At 61.5% G+C, this 15,600-nt stretch carries 15 protein-coding genes and 1 pseudogene; 7 read left to right on the top strand and 9 right to left on the bottom strand.

Annotated elements, in window-relative coordinates; translation table 11 throughout:
* Positions 1-240 (top strand): annotated as a pseudogene (locus I5961_RS17060) (transcriptional regulator); the annotation flags it as partial.
* Here I5961_RS17060 and I5961_RS17055 read toward each other — a convergent pair.
* A complete protein-coding gene (locus I5961_RS17055; RefSeq protein WP_085705075.1) occupies positions 237-980 on the bottom strand; it encodes an SDR family NAD(P)-dependent oxidoreductase in 744 nt (247 codons plus the stop codon). The pseudogene I5961_RS17060 and the gene I5961_RS17055 sit on opposite strands and share 4 nt — an antisense overlap.
* Positions 981-1,242: 262 nt before the next feature.
* Here I5961_RS17055 and I5961_RS17050 point away from each other — a divergent pair, with 262 nt between their 5' ends.
* Positions 1,243-2,463, top strand: coding sequence for a putative DNA modification/repair radical SAM protein (locus I5961_RS17050; RefSeq protein WP_227232907.1), 1,221 nt, complete (start codon positions 1,243-1,245; stop codon positions 2,461-2,463).
* Complete coding sequence (locus I5961_RS17045) at positions 2,460-3,299, top strand: TIGR03915 family putative DNA repair protein (RefSeq protein ID WP_227232906.1); 840 nt, start codon at positions 2,460-2,462, stop codon at positions 3,297-3,299. Before I5961_RS17050 ends, I5961_RS17045 begins: the two co-directional genes overlap by 4 nt.
* A 52-nt stretch (positions 3,300-3,351) precedes the next feature.
* Here I5961_RS17045 and I5961_RS17040 read toward each other — a convergent pair whose 3' ends face one another.
* The 5 genes from I5961_RS17040 to I5961_RS17020 form a co-directional block, all read right to left on the bottom strand.
* The gene (locus I5961_RS17040) at positions 3,352-4,371 is read right to left on the bottom strand and encodes a branched-chain amino acid aminotransferase (RefSeq protein ID WP_085698139.1); all 1,020 of its coding nucleotides are present in this window, start codon (positions 4,369-4,371) and stop codon (positions 3,352-3,354) included.
* A gap of 236 nt (positions 4,372-4,607) precedes the next feature.
* A complete protein-coding gene (gene lpdA / locus I5961_RS17035) occupies positions 4,608-5,981 on the bottom strand; it encodes a dihydrolipoyl dehydrogenase (protein WP_085705069.1) in 1,374 nt (457 codons plus the stop codon).
* A 4-nt stretch (positions 5,982-5,985) separates the two neighbouring features.
* Positions 5,986-7,266 carry a dihydrolipoamide acetyltransferase family protein gene (locus I5961_RS17030; protein WP_227232905.1) on the bottom strand — a complete coding sequence of 427 codons (1,281 nt, stop codon included), beginning with the start codon at positions 7,264-7,266 and terminating at the stop codon, positions 5,986-5,988.
* Positions 7,267-8,325 carry an alpha-ketoacid dehydrogenase subunit beta gene (locus tag I5961_RS17025; RefSeq protein WP_085698142.1) on the bottom strand — a complete coding sequence of 353 codons (1,059 nt, stop codon included), beginning with the start codon at positions 8,323-8,325 and terminating at the stop codon, positions 7,267-7,269.
* A gap of 1 nt (position 8,326) precedes the next feature.
* Positions 8,327-9,562, bottom strand: a complete 1,236-nt coding sequence (locus tag I5961_RS17020) for a 3-methyl-2-oxobutanoate dehydrogenase (2-methylpropanoyl-transferring) subunit alpha (protein ID WP_227232904.1) — start codon at positions 9,560-9,562, stop codon at positions 8,327-8,329.
* Positions 9,563-9,747: 185 nt separating this feature from the next.
* On the opposite strand from I5961_RS17020, the gene bkdR reads away from it, so the two are divergent.
* On the top strand, positions 9,748-10,236 hold the full coding sequence (gene bkdR / locus I5961_RS17015) for a Bkd operon transcriptional regulator BkdR (protein WP_227232903.1): 489 nt from the start codon (positions 9,748-9,750) through the stop codon (positions 10,234-10,236).
* A gap of 56 nt (positions 10,237-10,292) precedes the next feature.
* Here bkdR and I5961_RS17010 read toward each other — a convergent pair whose 3' ends face one another.
* Positions 10,293-11,156 (bottom strand): MBL fold metallo-hydrolase, encoded by an 864-nt coding sequence (locus I5961_RS17010; protein WP_227232902.1) that lies wholly within the window; start codon positions 11,154-11,156, stop codon positions 10,293-10,295.
* Positions 11,157-11,255: 99 nt separating this feature from the next.
* On the opposite strand from I5961_RS17010, the gene I5961_RS17005 reads away from it, so the two are divergent.
* The 3 genes from I5961_RS17005 to I5961_RS16995 are packed head-to-tail and all read left to right on the top strand — an operon-like array spanning position 11,256 to position 13,687.
* Complete coding sequence (locus I5961_RS17005) at positions 11,256-11,594, top strand: ArsR/SmtB family transcription factor (RefSeq protein WP_007952897.1); 339 nt, start codon at positions 11,256-11,258, stop codon at positions 11,592-11,594.
* A 38-nt stretch (positions 11,595-11,632) separates the two neighbouring features.
* Positions 11,633-12,877 (top strand): FAD/NAD(P)-binding oxidoreductase, encoded by a 1,245-nt coding sequence (locus tag I5961_RS17000; protein WP_227232901.1) that lies wholly within the window; start codon positions 11,633-11,635, stop codon positions 12,875-12,877.
* A 9-nt stretch (positions 12,878-12,886) separates the two neighbouring features.
* Positions 12,887-13,687, top strand: a complete 801-nt coding sequence (locus I5961_RS16995) for a sulfite exporter TauE/SafE family protein (RefSeq protein ID WP_085705063.1) — start codon at positions 12,887-12,889, stop codon at positions 13,685-13,687.
* Between the two features lie 48 nt (positions 13,688-13,735).
* Here the strand turns inward: I5961_RS16995 and I5961_RS16990 are convergent, their stop codons facing one another.
* Both I5961_RS16990 and I5961_RS16985 read right to left on the bottom strand, forming a co-directional pair.
* Positions 13,736-15,016, bottom strand: coding sequence for a TRAP transporter large permease (locus tag I5961_RS16990; RefSeq protein WP_085687555.1), 1,281 nt, complete (start codon positions 15,014-15,016; stop codon positions 13,736-13,738).
* Entirely contained in the window at positions 15,016-15,543 is a 528-nt protein-coding gene (locus I5961_RS16985) for a TRAP transporter small permease (protein ID WP_227232900.1), read from the bottom strand. Before I5961_RS16985 ends, I5961_RS16990 begins: the two co-directional genes overlap by 1 nt.
* Between the last annotated feature and the right edge of the window lie 57 nt (positions 15,544-15,600).

Below are 15,600 nucleotides of genomic sequence, written 5' to 3'. Positions count from 1 at the left end.
TGTCTGGACTGGAGCATGCGCCGGCCGCACTTAGGCGGTTCGCTCGGGGCGGCGTTATTGCAGGCTGCGTTGAAGCGCAAATGGGTGACGCAGGATCTGGACTGCCGGGCGCTGACGTTGACGGTGCAAGGGCGCCGAGAATTTGCGTCACGCTGGGGTCTGGTTTTGCCCGAAGCCGGGCGGGACTCGTCAGGTCGCAAGCTGACGGATTCCACGCCCGGATCGGTGCATGCGCGTTAGCTCAGGGTATAACCGCTATCGACCACCCAATCCTGACCGATGACGCCGCGAGCACCATTGCCCAGTTGGAACAGAATGACGTCGGCCACTGCCGCAGGTTCGAGAAACTGCCCGCTCAAAAGCCGGTTGTTGACGCCTTGGGCCACGTCCCGGAGCGCTTCGTCACTCAGGCCCAATGTCGACCAGATCGGCGTTGCAGTCGGGCCGGGGGAGACGCAGTTGATGCGCACGCCGTGGGGCGCCAGCTCGACCGCGAGGGTCCTGGCATGGGCGATCAACGCTGCTTTTGATGCGATGTAGGCGGCCAGCCCCGCGAAACTGATTTGGGCCAGAAAAGTACCGATGAACACAACTGACGCCTTGTCAGCAAGGTGCGGGCGCAGGGCAGCCAACGTGTTCAGGGCTCCGGCGCCGTTCACCGCCCATTGGCGATCGAACGCCGAGCTGTCGAGCCCGTCGGCGAGTTCTGCGATACCGGCATTGGGCACCACGAAGCTTGCCGGGCCCAGACTCGCAGCCTGCTCGGCCAAGGAGGCAAGGTCAGAGGCTTGAGTGACATCGCCGGGATGCCAGACCAGTTGCTGTGGATACCGCTCAAGCAGTTCGGCCAGTGCTCCGGGCTTTCGCGACATGGCCAACACGCGTGCGCCTTGGTCGAGCAGGCGCTCGGTAGCGGCCAGGCCTATGCCCGAACTGGCGCCGGTGATGACCGCAAGCTTGCCCTGAAAAACATGATCCATGTTCAACTCCCGTTTTTGGTCTTCAGCCAAATGGCTACCGTGAGTCAGTCAATTTTCGGGCCATGCCGGACAGCCTTGAATATCAAGGGCTGCGCAGATTTGATAGTCATTATGACCTTCGTGATATCGAGTCAATCTGACTGCCATTGAGTCAAATTGACCTGACTGCTGCGGCGCGACAATCCGACGAAGAGCGGCATTGCACCTTGAATGAGCCAATTGCTCTCTATACTGTATATGCGAACAGTATCGAGTGCGTGCCATGCAAATCATCGACAAGCTCAGCATCCTCGCCGATGCCGCCAAGTACGACGCCTCCTGCGCCAGCAGTGGCGCGCCCAAGCGCAGCTCCGAGGGCAAGCGCGGGCTGGGTTCGACCGATGGCATGGGCATCTGCCACAGCTACACGCCGGACGGGCGTTGCGTGTCGCTGCTCAAGGTTCTGCTGACCAACTTCTGTCTCTACGACTGCCAATACTGTGTCAACCGCCGCTCCAGCGACGTACCCCGCGCGCGGTTCACTCCAGAGGAGGTGGTGACGCTGACCCTGGATTTCTACCGGCGCAATTGCGTCAGCGGGTTGTTCCTCAGTTCAGGGATCATCCGCTCGGCGGACTACACCATGGAGCAACTGGTGCGTGTCGCGAAGCTGTTGCGCGAAGAGCATGAGTTTCGTGGCTACATTCATCTCAAGACCATTCCCGACGCGGATCCTGCCCTGATCGAAGAGGCCGGGCGTTATGCCGACCGCTTGAGCGTCAACATTGAATTGCCCACCGATGCCAGTTTGCAGACGCTGGCGCCGGAGAAGCACATCGGTTCGATCAAGCAGGCGATGAACACCATCTACACCGGCTTGCAGACCGTGCTTAACGAACCCCGCGCACCAAAGTTCGCCCCGGCCGGGCAGAGCACGCAGATGATCGTCGGCGCCGATGACACCGACGACAGCACAATTCTGCACAGCGCCCAGGCGCTCTACGGCAACTTCCGTCTGCGCCGGGTCTATTACTCGGCGTTCAGCCCGATTCCCGACAGCCCGAAAAGCGTACCGCTGGCCGCGCCGCCACTGATGCGCGAGCACCGCTTGTATCAGGCTGATTTTCTGTTGCGCGGTTATGGCTATACCGCCGGTGAGTTGCTTCAGGGGCCGGGCAATCTGGCGCTGGACATCGACCCGAAACTGGCCTGGGCGCTGCAGAACCGCGAGGTGTTTCCGCTGGACCTCAACCGCGCCGAACCGGCGTTGATCTCACGCATTCCCGGCATCGGCCTGCGCACCACCGAACGTCTGGTGGAGCTGCGTCGACAGCGGCGCATTCGCTACGAAGACGTGGCGCGTATGCGTTGCGTGCTGGCCAAGGCCAAGCCGTTCATCATCACCAGCGATTACCACCCGCAGCAGGCAGAAGTCACCAGCCAGATGCTCTATCAGCAACTGCGCGACCGGCCGATGCCGCAACAGATGGGGCTGTGGGGATGATCAATCTCGATTGCGACGACCTGTTCGACATCTGGCGCCAGCAGGCGCGCTGGCTGCTCAGCCATGAAATCGACCCGAGTCTGGTGAGCTGGGCGTCGGAAGGCGTGAGCGATCTGTTCGCCAGTGACGTGTCGGTGCCCGAAGGGCAGGGGCCGTTTCAGGCGCGGATTCCGCGTGCATTGCTCGACACCCTGGAACAAGCATCTCGATACCGGGGCGATCAACGCTGGAGTCTGCTGTATGAAGTGCTGTGGCGCGTCAGCCATGGCGATCGCACCGCAATGATGGCCGGTGACAAACTGGGCAGCGAGTTGCAGCGGCGGATCAAGCAGGTGCAGCGCGAAGCCCATCATCTGCATGCGTTCGTGCGTTTCATCGAGCGCTCGGCGGATCTGCCGGGGCCGCAATATGTCGCGTGGCACGAACCGGCCCACGACATCCTGCACAGCGCCAGCGAACATTTCGTCGGGCGCATGGGGCGGCATCGCTGGCTGATAGCTACGCCCCGCGACGGCGTTTATTACGATGGCGATCGACTGATCCATCAACGGCAATGCCCGGTGGAGTGGCAGCAACTGGCGCAGAACGTCGATGATCCCCACGGTGATTTATGGCTGACGTACTACAGCCACATCTTCAACCCGGCGCGGTTGAACGAGAAAGTCATGCAAGGGCATTTGCCGACGCGGTTCTGGAAGAACCTGCCGGAGGGGGAGCTGATTCCCGGATTGATTACCCAGGCGCGCATGGGCAAGCAGCAGAACGGACAGGCGAGCGGGATTGCCGGTCGCGCGGGCAAGCGGATTGCCATGAAGGTTAGCGAACGGGACGAATGAAAAAGCCCCCATCGATCACTCGATGGGGGCTTTTGTGCATCTGGCTGTCAGATCAAACCTTGACGATCCAGCCTGCTGGCGCTTCGATGTCGCCGGTCTGCACGCCGGTCAGCTCTTTGTAGAGCTTCTGGGTCACAGGGCCGACTTCGGTTTCGCTGTGGAATACGTGCAGGTGGTCGTTGTAGCTGATGCCGCCGATCGGGGTGATCACCGCAGCGGTACCGCAGGCACCGGCTTCCTTGAAGTCCGACAGCTTGTCGATGAACACGTCGCCTTCGACCACTTCCAGACCCAGGCGGGACTTGGCCAGTTCGATCAGCGACAGACGGGTGATACCCGGCAGTACCGACGGCGAGTTCGGTGTCACGAACTTGTTGTCGTGGGTAATCCCGAAGAAGTTGGCCGAACCGACTTCCTCGATCTTCTTGTGGGTCAGCGGATCCAGGTAGATGGCATCAGCGAAGTGCGCTTTCTTGGCCTGGGAGCCCGGCATCAGGCTGGCGGCATAGTTGCCACCGACCTTGGCGGCACCGGTGCCTTGTGGCGCGGCGCGGTCGAAGGTGGAGATCTGGAAGTTGTGCGGCGTCAGGCCGCCCTTGAAGTAGGCGCCAACCGGAATCGCGAACACCGAGAAGATGAACTCAGGTGCGGTACGCACGCCGATGTTGTCACCCACGCCGATCACGAAAGGACGCAGGTACAGCGCGCCGCCGGTGCCGTAAGGCGGGATGAAGCGCTCGTTGGCACGAACCACTTGCTTGCACGCTTCAATGAACTGCTCGGTGGACACATGTGGCATCAGCAGGCGGGCGCAGCTGCGTTGCATGCGTGCAGCGTTCTGGTCCGGACGGAACAGGTTGATCGAGCCGTCCTTGCAACGATAGGCCTTCAGGCCTTCGAAGCATTGCTGACCATAGTGAAGCGCAGTGGAGCCTTCGCTGATGTGCAGCACGTTGTCTTCGGTCAGGGTGCCTTTGTCCCACTCGCCGTTGCGAAAGTACGACAGATAGCGTTTGTCGGTCTTGATGTAGTCAAAACCCAGCTTGTCCCAGTTGATGCTTTCGTTACCCATGACACCCTCTATCACTGAACAACCGCCGAAGCGGTTCAAGGCTTCTGACGTTTTTTTGGATGGGCACAACAATACTTCATTCTTGAGCGGTTTCGCAGCCCGAAATCTCTGCCTTTGATCGTTCCCACGCTCTGCGTGGGAATGCAGTCCGGGACGCTCTGCGTCCCGACAGTCGAACGCGGAGCGTCCGTGGAGGCATTCCCACGCGGAGCGTGGGAACGATCTGCGACCGAGAGTTACAGGTGCAACGCATGCCCGAGCGCACGCAACGCCGCTTCCTGCACCGCTTCGCCCAGGGTCGGGTGCGCATGAATGGTGCCGCCGATGTCTTCCAGTCGTGCGCCCATTTCAAGGCTTTGCGCGAACGCGGTCGACAGCTCCGACACCCCGACACCCACTGCCTGCCAACCGACAATCACATGATTGTCCCGACGAGCGACCACCCGCACGAAGCCGGTTTTCGATTCCAGGGTCATCGCCCGGCCATTGGCCGCGAACGGGAAGTTCGACACGATGCAGTCCAGTCCCGCAGCTTTCGCTTCGTCCGGCGTCTTGCCGACGACCACCAGTTCCGGGTCGGTGAAGCAAACCGCAGCGATGGCGGTCGGGTTGAATTCGCGGGTCTTGCCGCTGATCAGCTCGGCCACCATCTCGCCCTGAGCCATGGCGCGGTGGGCCAGCATCGGCTCGCCGCTCAGGTCGCCGATGGCGTAGACGTTGCGCATGCTGGTCTGGCAACGGTTGTTGATCTTGATCGCGGAGCCGTTCATGTCCAGGTTCAGCGCTTCAAGGTTCCAGCCTTGGGTATTGGGTTTACGGCCGACGGCCACCAGCACCTGATCGGTTTCCAGATTCAGGGTGTCGCCGTTCGGATCGCGCACCTGCAACGTACCGTCGAAGCCCAGAACGCTGTGTTTCAGATACAGCTTCACGCCCAGTTGCTTCAGCGCGTCGTGCACCGGTTGGGTCAGTTCTGCGTCGTAGGCCGGCAGGATGCGATCCTGCGCCTCGACCACGCTGACCTCGGCGCCGAGCTTGCGATAAGCAATGCCCAATTCCAGACCGATGTAACCGCCACCCACCACGATCAGACGCTTCGGAACCGACTTCGGCGCGAGCGCCTCGGTAGACGAAATGATCGGCCCGCCAATCGGCAGGATCGGCAGATTGACGCTTTTTGAACCGGTGGCCAGCACCAGATGTTCGCAGTGGATGCGGGTGTCGCCGACTTCCACGGTCTTGCCATCGATGACCTTGGCCCAGCCGTTGATGACCTGAACCTTGTTCTTCTTCAGCAACGCGGCGACGCCAGTGGTCAGGCGATCGACGATGCCGTCCTTCCACTCGACGCTTTTGCTGATGTCGAGGGTCGGCGCCGAAACGCTGATGCCGAGTGCCGAATGCTGATTGTGGTGTTGAGTCTGGTGAAACTGTTCGGCCACATGAATCAGCGCTTTCGACGGAATACAGCCGATGTTCAGGCAGGTGCCGCCCAGCGATTCGCCCTCGACCAGAATGGTCGGAACGCCCAGTTGCCCGGCACGAATGGCCGTTACGTAACCGCCGGGGCCGCCGCCGATGATCAGCAGCGTGGTGTTCAGAGTTTGCATGCCATCACTCCACAAACAGGGTCGCAGGTTGTTCGAGCAGACCACGAATGGCCTGGATGAAGAGCGCCGCGTCCATGCCGTCGACCACGCGGTGATCGAAGGAGCTGGAGAGGTTCATCATCTTGCGGATCACCACCTGGCCTTTGACGACCATCGGGCGTTCGACGATTTTGTTGACGCCGACGATCGCCACTTCCGGCAGGTTCAGCACCGGGGTACTGACGATGCCGCCAAGGGCGCCGAGGCTGGTCAGGGTGATGGTCGAGCCGGACAGCTCATCGCGGCTGGCCTTGCCATTGCGGGCGGCAGTGGCAAGGCGAGAAATTTCCGCCGCGCTGTCCCACAGGCTGCGCGCTTCGGCGTGACGCACCACCGGTACCATCAGGCCGACGTCGCTTTGGGTGGCGACGCCGACATGCACCGCGCCGAGACGGGTGATGACCTGGGCTTCGTCGTCGTAACGGGCGTTCATCTGCGGGAAGTCGCGCAGGGCGACGACCAAGGCACGTACGAGGAACGGCAGCAAAGTCAGCTTGCCACGGCTGGCGCCATGTTTTTCGTTCAGGTGTGAACGCAGTTCTTCAAGCGCGGTGACGTCGATTTCCTCGACATAACTGAAGTGCGCAGCACGTTGGGTCGCGTCCTGCATGCGCTGGGCAATCTTGCGGCGCATGCCGATCACTTGAATCTGTTCTTCATCGTGACGCTGGGCGTAAGCGGCGGCGACCGGTGCCGAAGCGTTCGACTGACCCTGTGCCAGGTAGGCGTCGAGGTCTTCGTGCAATACGCGACCGGCCGGGCCGGAACCGCGCACCAGACGCAATTGAATACCCAGATCCAGCGCGTGTTTGCGCACGGCCGGCGAGGCCAGCGGACGCTCATCGGCTTCACGGGCAACCATTGGGCCCTGGCAAACGGCAGCCGCCGGACGCGGCGCGGTGACAGCAGGTTTGCTTTCGACGACCGCTTCAACTTTGGGTGCGGCAGGTGCTTCTTTCGCCGCAACAGGCGCCGGCTTGTCCGACTCCTTCAGATTGCCGGCGCCTTCAACCTCGATGCTGATCAGGATACTGCCGACCGCCATCACTTCACCCGGCTGACCGCCCAACGCAATCACCTTGCCGTGTACCGGCGAGGGAATATCGACCATCGCCTTGTCGGTCATCACATCCGCCAGTACCTGATCTTCAACGACCAGATCGCCGACCTTGACGTGCCACTGCGACAGTTCTACTTCTGCGATGCCTTCGCCGATGTCCGGCATCTTGATAACGTGCGTGCCCATTCAGACCTCCATGACCCGTTTCAGCGCCGCGCCCACTCGGGACGGCCCAGGGAAATACGCCCACTCCTGCGCGTGCGGGTAGGGGGTGTCCCAACCGGTGACGCGCTCGATCGGCGCTTCCAGGTGGTGGAAGCAATGCTCTTGCACCAGCGACACCAGTTCGGCGCCGAAACCGCAGGTGCGGGTGGCTTCGTGCACCACCACGCAACGGCCGGTTTTCTTCACGGATTTGACGATGGTTTCCAGGTCCAGCGGCCACAGGCTGCGCAGGTCGATGACCTCTGCATCAACGCCGGATTCTTCGGCGGCAACTTGCGACACGTAAACGGTGGTGCCGTAGGTCAGCACGGTCACGTCCTTGCCCGGACGGGTGATCGCGGCGACATCCAGCGGTACGGTGTAGTAACCGTCCGGCACTTGCGCGGCCGGGTGTTTCGACCACGGGGTTACCGGGCGATCGTGGTGGCCGTCGAACGGGCCGTTGTACAGGCGTTTCGGCTCGAGGAAGATCACCGGGTCATCGTTTTCGATGGAGGCGATCAGCAAGCCTTTGGCGTCATACGGGTTGGACGGCATGACGGTGCGCAGACCGCAGACCTGAGTGAACATCGCTTCGATGCTCTGGCTGTGGGTCTGGCCGCCGTAGATGCCGCCGCCGCAAGGCATGCGCAGGGTCATCGGCGCGGTGAACTCGCCGGCCGAGCGATAACGCAGACGGGCGGCTTCGGAAATGATCTGGTCGGACGCCGGGTACACGTAGTCGGCGAACTGAATCTCGGCAACCGGACGCAAGCCATAAGCACCCATGCCCACGGCGACGCCGACGATGCCGCTCTCGGAGATCGGCGCATCGAACACCCGCGAGGTGCCGTACTTGGCCTGCAGGCCTTCGGTGCAACGGAACACGCCGCCGAAGTAGCCGACGTCCTGGCCGAACACCACAACGTTGTCGTCACGCTCAAGCATCACATCCATGGCCGAGCGCAGGGCCTGGATCATGGTCATGGTGGTCGTGGTCATGGCGGTTTCCAACTGAATATTGTTGTTGTGATCGTTCATGTCAGATCCCCAACTGCTGACGCTGGCGCTTCAAGTGCTCCGGCATCTCTTTGTAGACGTCTTCGAACATGGTCGCGGCGCTCGGAATCTGGCCGCCGGCGAGGGTGCCGTACTGCTCGGCCTGTTTCTGCGCGGCGATCACCTCGGCTTCGAGTTCGGCGCTGACGGCGGCGTGCTCTTCTTCCGACCAGTGACCGACCTTGATCAGGTGCTGTTTCAGGCGGGCAATCGGGTCGCCCAGCGGGAAGTGGCTCCAGTCGTCGGCAGGACGGTATTTGGACGGATCGTCGGAGGTCGAGTGCGGGCCGGCGCGGTAGGTGACCCATTCGATCATGGTCGGGCCGAGGTTGCGGCGGGCGCGTTCGGCGGCCCAGGCGGAGGCGGCGTAGACCGCGTAGAAATCGTTGCCGTCAACGCGCAGGGAGGCGATGCCGCAACCGACGCCGCGTCCGGCGAAGGTGGTGGCTTCACCACCGGCGATGGCCTGGAAGGTCGAGATCGCCCACTGGTTATTAACGACGTTGAGGATCACCGGCGCCCGGTAAACGTGAGCGAAGGTGAGGGCGGTGTGGAAGTCCGATTCGGCGGTGGCGCCGTCGCCGATCCAGGCCGAGGCGATTTTGGTATCGCCCTTGATCGCCGAGGCCATGCCCCAGCCCACGCCCTGGATGAATTGAGTGGCGAGGTTGCCGGAAATGGTGAAGAAACCGGCGTCCTTGACCGAGTACATGATCGGTAACTGACGGCCCTTGAGCGGATCGCGCTCGTTGGACAGCAGTTGGCAGATCAGGTCGACCAGCGGTACGTCGCGGGCCATCAGAATGCTTTGCTGGCGGTAGGTCGGGAAGCACATGTCGTCGATGTTCAAGGCCAGGGCCTGGGCGCTGCCGATGGCTTCTTCGCCAAGGCTCTGCATGTAGAACGACATTTTTTTCTGACGTTGGGCGACCACCATGCGGTTGTCGTAGATCCGGGTCTTGAGCATGGCGCGCATGCCTTTGCGCAGGATCTCGATCGGCACGTTTTCGGCCCAAGGGCCGAGGGCATTGCCCTGGTCGTCGAGCACGCGGATCAGGCCACGGGCAAGGTCGGCGGTGTCGGCCGGTTCAACGTCGATGGAGGGTTTGCGCACCGTCCCGGCATCGGTCAGATGCAGGTAGGAGAAATCGGTTTTGCAGCCTGGGCGACCCGAGGGTTCAGGGACGTGCAGACGCAGCGGTTCATACGCTTGGGTCATGGCTTCTACGCTCGATCTTGTGAATTTCTTGTAGTGAGCTGGCAGTCATTCTTCGATAAAAGAAATCTTGTCCTACAACAATCATAGGCCCGGGCAAGAAGAATATTTCTCTCTGTTTCGTTGCGCTGGCGATCATTTGCAGATAGAAATTCTGCATAAACATAAAAAACAGGTGGTTTTGTCTCATGCGCAAACTGGACCGTACCGACATCGGCATTCTCAACAGCCTTCAGGAGAACGCGCGCGTCACCAACGCCGACCTCGCCCGTTCGGTCAATCTGTCGCCGACGCCGTGCTTCAACCGGGTCAAGGCGATGGAGGAACTGGGGCTGATCCGCGAGCAGGTGACACTGCTCGACGCCGACCTGCTGGGGCTGCACGTCAACGTGTTCATCCACGTGAGCCTCGAGAAGCAGGTAGAGGAAGCGCTGCAGCATTTCGAGGAAGCGATTTCCGACCGGCCGGAAGTCATGGAGTGCTACCTGATGGCCGGCGACCCGGACTATCTGATCCGGGTGCTGGTGCCGACCATTCAGGCGCTTGAACGCTTCATGATGGACTTTCTGACCAAAGTCCCTGGTGTGGCGAATATCCGCTCAAGCTTTGCGCTCAAGCAGGTGCGCTACAAGACGGCATTGCCGTTGCCGGCGAATGGCTTGACGCTCGGGGTTTGAAGATCATTCCCAGGCTCTGCGTGGGGGGGCCGCCTCGGGCGCTCCCGATCAATTGATTACAGTTTGTTGATCGGAATCTTCAGATACACCACGCCGTTATCTTCTGCCGCTGGAAAATTGCCCGCCCGCACATTGACCTGAATTGCCGGCAGCAACAGCGTCGGCATGCCCAACCCGGCATCGCGTTTGGTGCGCATCTCCACAAATGCGGCTTCGTCGACGCCGTCATGCACATGGATATTGCTTTTGCGCTGTTCACCCACGGTGGTCTGGCACTGCGCGGCGCGACCTTGCGGCGGGTAGTCGTGGCAGACGTAGAGCTTCACGCTGGCGGGGAAGGCCAGCAGCTTGTGAATCGAATTGAACAGTTGATGGGCGTTGCCACCAGGGAAGTCGCAACGGGCGGTGCCGACGTCAGGCATGAACAGGGTGTCGCCGACCAGGATCTGTTCTCCATCGATCAGGTAAGCCATGTCCGCCGGGGTATGGCCGGGAACGTGCAGGGCGGTGGCCTTGAGGTTGCCGATCCGGAACGACTCGTTGGGTGCGAACAGGTGATCGAACTGCGAGCCGTCGACGCGAAATTCCGGCTCCAGGTTGAACAGCGCCTTGAACACGTTCTGCACTTTGCTGATCGATTCGCCAATCGCGATTTTCCCGCCCAGTTCCCGGCGCAGGTACGGAGCGGCGGACAAGTGATCGGCGTGGGCATGGGTTTCCAGCAGCCACTGCACTTGCAGGTGATGGGCGCGAACGAAGGCGATGATCCTGTCGGCCTGAGCCGTACAGGTGCGACCGGCGGCGCCGTCGTAATCGAGCACCGGATCGACGATTGCGCACTGCCCGCCGTCGGCCTCGTAGACCACGTAGCTGTAGGTCGAAGAGGCGGGGTCGAGGAAAGCTTCAATCAGCGCGGGCATGAACACGGTCCTGTGCAGGAAGGTGGGAAGTCAGGGTTGCAACACTTTATGTAAACACATAATGTCCGCAGCTTAAGTGACGTTGAAGGCATCCTGCAAATGCAATCCAGTCTGACCGAATGTGAAGTCGCCCAACTGCGCGCCTCGGCCTCCAAGGCCTGTTCGCTGCTCAAGGCATTGGCCAACGAGGATCGGCTGTTGATCCTGTGCCAGTTGACCCAGGGCGAGCGCAACGTTGGCGAGCTGGAGAAAATGACCGGCGTGCGTCAGCCAACCCTGTCCCAGCAACTGGGCATCCTGCGCGATGAAGGGCTGGTCGCGACCCGTCGTGAAGGCAAGTACATTTTTTACGGTCTCGCCAGTCACGAAGTGATCCAGGTGATGAAAACCCTGTCCGGACTCTACTGCGGAGCCGTGCTCAAAAGCTGGGCGCAATAGACCCGGCTATCCTTGCGTGCAGCCATAAGGAACAAACAATGAACGATCAACACTGGGGCCCATCCATCAGTGCGGACATCGTGGTCATCGGCGGCGGCACTGCCGGCATCGGTTTTGTCGCAAGCCTGCTCAAGCGCGATCCCGGCCTGAACATCACGGTGATCGAGCCGAGTACCCAGCATTACTACCAGCCGGCCTGGACGCTGGTCGGCGGCGGCGCCTATGACGCCAAAGACACCGCCCGACCGATGAACAAGGTGATGCCGCGCCAGGCCACCTGGATTCAGGCGGCGGTGACCGGCATCGATCCTGATCAGCGCCGCCTCACCCTCAACGATCAACGCACTGTCACCTATCAGAACCTGATCGTCTGCCCCGGCCTGCGCCTGGCGTGGGAGAAGATCGAAGGCCTGCAGGAAAGCCTCGGCCAGCACGGCGTCACGTCCAACTACAGCTATCAGCATGCGCAATACACCTGGGATCAGGTGCAGAAACTGCGCGGCGGCAAAGCCCTGTTCACACAGCCGCCGATCCCGATCAAATGCGCCGGCGCGCCGCAAAAGGCGCTGTACCTGTCCTGCGATCACTGGCTCAAGCGCAATGTGCTGGGCAAGGTCGACGTCGAGTTCAATCTTGCCGGCGCCGCGCTGTTCGGCGTCCCGACCTTCGTGCCGCCGCTGATGAAGTACATCGAAAAATACAACGCGCGGCTGGCGTTCAATTCCAATCTGGTAAAAGTCGACGGCCCAGCGAAAACCGCCTGGTTCGAGGTCAAGGACGCGGACGGCAACGTCACCCGTCAGGCGAAAACATTCGATCTGCTGCACGTCGTCCCGCCGCAGGTTTCGCCGGATTTCGTCGCCCAGAGCCCGTTGGCCGACGCTGCCGGATGGTGCGAGGTCAACCCGCACACACTGCAACACCCGCGCTATCCCGAAGTGTTTGCCCTGGGCGATATCTGCGGCACCACCAATGCGAAAACTGCGGCGGCAGTGCGCAAGCAGGTCGTGGTGGTGGCGCAAAACCTGTTGGCCCTGCGCAAGGCACTGGCGCTGCCGCTGAAGTACGACGGCTACGGCTCCTGCCCGCTGACGGTGGAGAAGGGCAAGGTGATCCTCGCCGAGTTTGGCTACGCCGGAAAACTGCTGCCGACCTTTCCCCTCGACCCGACCGTACCGCGCCGTTCCGCGTGGTGGCTGAAGGCGACGCTGCTGCCATGGTTCTACTGGAACGGCATGCTCAAGGGGCGCGAATGGCTGACGAGTCTGTCCAGGGTCGACTGAGAACACTCTATGTTGCTGGCAAGTCTGTTTGGTGTGGTGATGGGGTTGATCCTCGGTCTGACCGGAGCCGGTGGCGGAATTCTCGCCGTGCCGGCGCTGGTGCTGGGTCTTGGCTGGACGATGACGCAAGCAGCGCCGGTGGCGTTGTTCGCGGTGGGCAGCGCGGCGGCGGTCGGCGCGATTGATGGGTTGCGTCATGGTCTGGTGCGTTATCGCGCGGCGCTGCTGATTGCGGCGCTTGGCGCGGTGTTTTCGCCGGTGGGCATCTACTTCGCCCATCAGTTGCCGGAAAAGGTTCTGATGATCCTGTTCAGCCTGCTGATGGTGATGGTGGCGTGGCGCATGCTGCGCCGCGAACGCCAGCAGGAGGGGCCGAGCGACCATGGTCACGCCAGTTGGGGCCAGAAAAACTGCATGCTCAATGAGCAGACCGGCCGTTTCGACTGGACCGCCAAATGCACCGCAACCCTTGCGGTACTGGGTGCGGTCACTGGTGTGGTGTCCGGGTTGCTGGGGGTTGGCGGCGGGTTTCTGATCGTGCCGGCGTTCAAGCAACTGACGGATGTGCAGATGCGCGGTATCGTCGCCACTTCACTGATGGTCATCAGCCTGATTTCTGCCATCGGCGTGGTCGGCGCGTTTCATGCCGGTGTGCGGATCGATCATCTGGGCGCATCGTTTATCGTCGCCAGCATCGTCGGCATGATTGTCGGCCGCAAACTCTGCGCGCGGGTGCCGGCAAGGACGTTGCAGGTGGGGTTCGCCAGCGTGTGTCTGGTGGTCGCCGCTTACATGTTGCTGCGTGCGTGAGACAAAACCTGTGGCGAGGGAACGAACGCCCTCGCCACAGCAATCGCGTTACAACACCAGGTGCGGTAACCACAGCGACAGCGCCGGAACGTAGGTCACCAGCATCAGCACCAGGAACAGCACGGCGTAGAACGGCAGCAGCGCCTTCACCGTGCTTTCGATACTGACCTTGCCCACCGCCGAACCCACGAACAGCACCGCTCCCACGGGCGGTGTTATCAGGCCGATACCGAGGTTGACCAGCATGATCATGCCGAACTGCACCGGGTCGACGCCGATACCGAGAATCACCGGCATCAGGATCGGTGTGAGGATCAGAATCAGCGGTGCCATGTCCATCACGGTGCCGAGCAACAGCAGCATGACGTTGATGCACATCAGGATCACGTAGCGGTTATCGGACAGGGTCAGGAACAGCGTGGTGATCTTCGCCGGGATCTGCATCAGGGTCATGATGTAGCCGAAACTGGCGGCGAAACCGATCAGAATCATCACGATGGAAATGGTGCGTACCGTGCGGTGCATCAGTTTCGGCAGTTCACTCCATTTGTAGTCGCGGTAGATGAACATGGTGACGAAAAACGACCACAGCACGGCAATGGCCGCCGACTCGGTGGCCGTGAAGATCCCCGACAGAATCCCGCCGAGAATGATCACCATCGCCATCAGGCCCCACAACGCTTCGCCGCAAATTTTCAGGGCTTCGCGCAGCGGGATCACTTCGCCTTTGGGGTATTCGCGTTTGCGCGCAAAAATCAGGCACAACACCATCAGGCACGCGCTCATCAGCAGGCCCGGCACCACGCCGGCCATGAACAGCGAAGCAATGGAAACGGTGCCGCCGGCGGCCAGCGAGTAGAGCACCGAGTTGTGACTGGGCGGGGTCAGCAGAGCCTGTACCGAACCGCTGACGGTGACCGCTGTAGAGAATTCCCGAGGGTAGCCTTTGCGCTCCATTTCCGGGATCAGCACCGAACCCACCGATGCGGTGTCGGCCACCGACGAGCCGGAAATCGCGCCGAAAAAGGTCGAGGCCATGATGTTGACCAGCGACAGGCCACCACGCACGAAACCCACCAGGACCCCGGCAAACGCCACCAGCCGCCGCGACATGCCGCCCTCGGCCATGATCGCTCCGGCGAGCACGAAGAACGGAATCGCCAGCAGCGAGAATTTGTTCACCCCGCCCGCCACCTGAATCATCAAGGCCTGGAACGGAATGTCGATCCACCAAGCGCCGATCAGCGCCGACAACCCGAGCGCGTAGGCAACCGGCATGCCGATCAGGATCAGTGCGATAAAACTGCCCAGCAGAATCAATGCGTCCATCAGGCAGCCCCTTCGTTTTCTTCAACCAGGTCGAATCGCAGCACGCGGCGGTTGCTTTGATCGCCGAGCAACAGTTTTTCCAGTACGAAAATCAGCGTCAGCGCACCGCCAATCGGGATCGGCATGTAGGTGATGCCGACCCGCAACGTCGGCAGGGCGCTCATGAACTGGTTCCAGGTCGACAGGCACAACTTCGTGCCCCAGATCGTCATGAACAGGCAGATGGTGCCCATGAGCACTTGTGAAACGATGCTCATGGTTCGGCGCATATTCGGTTGCAGGCGGTCGGTGACCATCGCCACCGCCATGTGTGCGCCGGCGCGGTAGCTGGCGGCCGCGCCGATGAACGTGAAGACCATCATCAGCAGGATGGCGGCAGGCTCCGGCCAGCTCGAGCCGGTGCCGAGCACGTAACGGGCGAACACGCCCCAGGGGATGATCAGAGCAATGGTCAGCACCGACAGACCGGCGACCCAGATGCAGGCCATGTAGATCCGGTCATTGATGCGCAGCAGCAAATTCTTCATCGGGTTCCACCGTAACCGGGCACGCGCGGACATCAGGCGACGTCAGCGCTGCCGGGC

Origin of the sequence: Pseudomonas sp. IAC-BECa141 (genome assembly GCF_020544405.1) — a bacterium.
Classification (GTDB): Bacteria; Pseudomonadota; Gammaproteobacteria; order Pseudomonadales; family Pseudomonadaceae; genus Aquipseudomonas.
The sequence above is the reverse complement of the archived record's forward strand: the minus strand, read 5'-3'. Positions and strand labels throughout refer to the sequence as shown.

Coding starts and splice junctions, on each gene's coding strand:
- I5961_RS17055 (WP_085705075.1), bottom strand. CDS start 980: ATGGATCATGTTTTTCAGGGCAAGCTTGCGGTCATCACCGGCGCCAGT.
- I5961_RS17050 (WP_227232907.1), top strand. CDS start 1,243: ATGCAAATCATCGACAAGCTCAGCATCCTCGCCGATGCCGCCAAGTAC.
- I5961_RS17045 (WP_227232906.1), top strand. CDS start 2,460: ATGATCAATCTCGATTGCGACGACCTGTTCGACATCTGGCGCCAGCAG.
- I5961_RS17040 (WP_085698139.1), bottom strand. CDS start 4,371: ATGGGTAACGAAAGCATCAACTGGGACAAGCTGGGTTTTGACTACATC.
- lpdA (WP_085705069.1), bottom strand. CDS start 5,981: ATGCAAACTCTGAACACCACGCTGCTGATCATCGGCGGCGGCCCCGGC.
- I5961_RS17030 (WP_227232905.1), bottom strand. CDS start 7,266: ATGGGCACGCACGTTATCAAGATGCCGGACATCGGCGAAGGCATCGCA.
- I5961_RS17025 (WP_085698142.1), bottom strand. CDS start 8,325: ATGAACGATCACAACAACAATATTCAGTTGGAAACCGCCATGACCACG.
- I5961_RS17020 (WP_227232904.1), bottom strand. CDS start 9,562: ATGACCCAAGCGTATGAACCGCTGCGTCTGCACGTCCCTGAACCCTCG.
- bkdR (WP_227232903.1), top strand. CDS start 9,748: ATGCGCAAACTGGACCGTACCGACATCGGCATTCTCAACAGCCTTCAG.
- I5961_RS17010 (WP_227232902.1), bottom strand. CDS start 11,156: ATGCCCGCGCTGATTGAAGCTTTCCTCGACCCCGCCTCTTCGACCTAC.
- I5961_RS17005 (WP_007952897.1), top strand. CDS start 11,256: ATGCAATCCAGTCTGACCGAATGTGAAGTCGCCCAACTGCGCGCCTCG.
- I5961_RS17000 (WP_227232901.1), top strand. CDS start 11,633: ATGAACGATCAACACTGGGGCCCATCCATCAGTGCGGACATCGTGGTC.
- I5961_RS16995 (WP_085705063.1), top strand. CDS start 12,887: ATGTTGCTGGCAAGTCTGTTTGGTGTGGTGATGGGGTTGATCCTCGGT.
- I5961_RS16990 (WP_085687555.1), bottom strand. CDS start 15,016: ATGGACGCATTGATTCTGCTGGGCAGTTTTATCGCACTGATCCTGATC.
- I5961_RS16985 (WP_227232900.1), bottom strand. CDS start 15,543: ATGAAGAATTTGCTGCTGCGCATCAATGACCGGATCTACATGGCCTGC.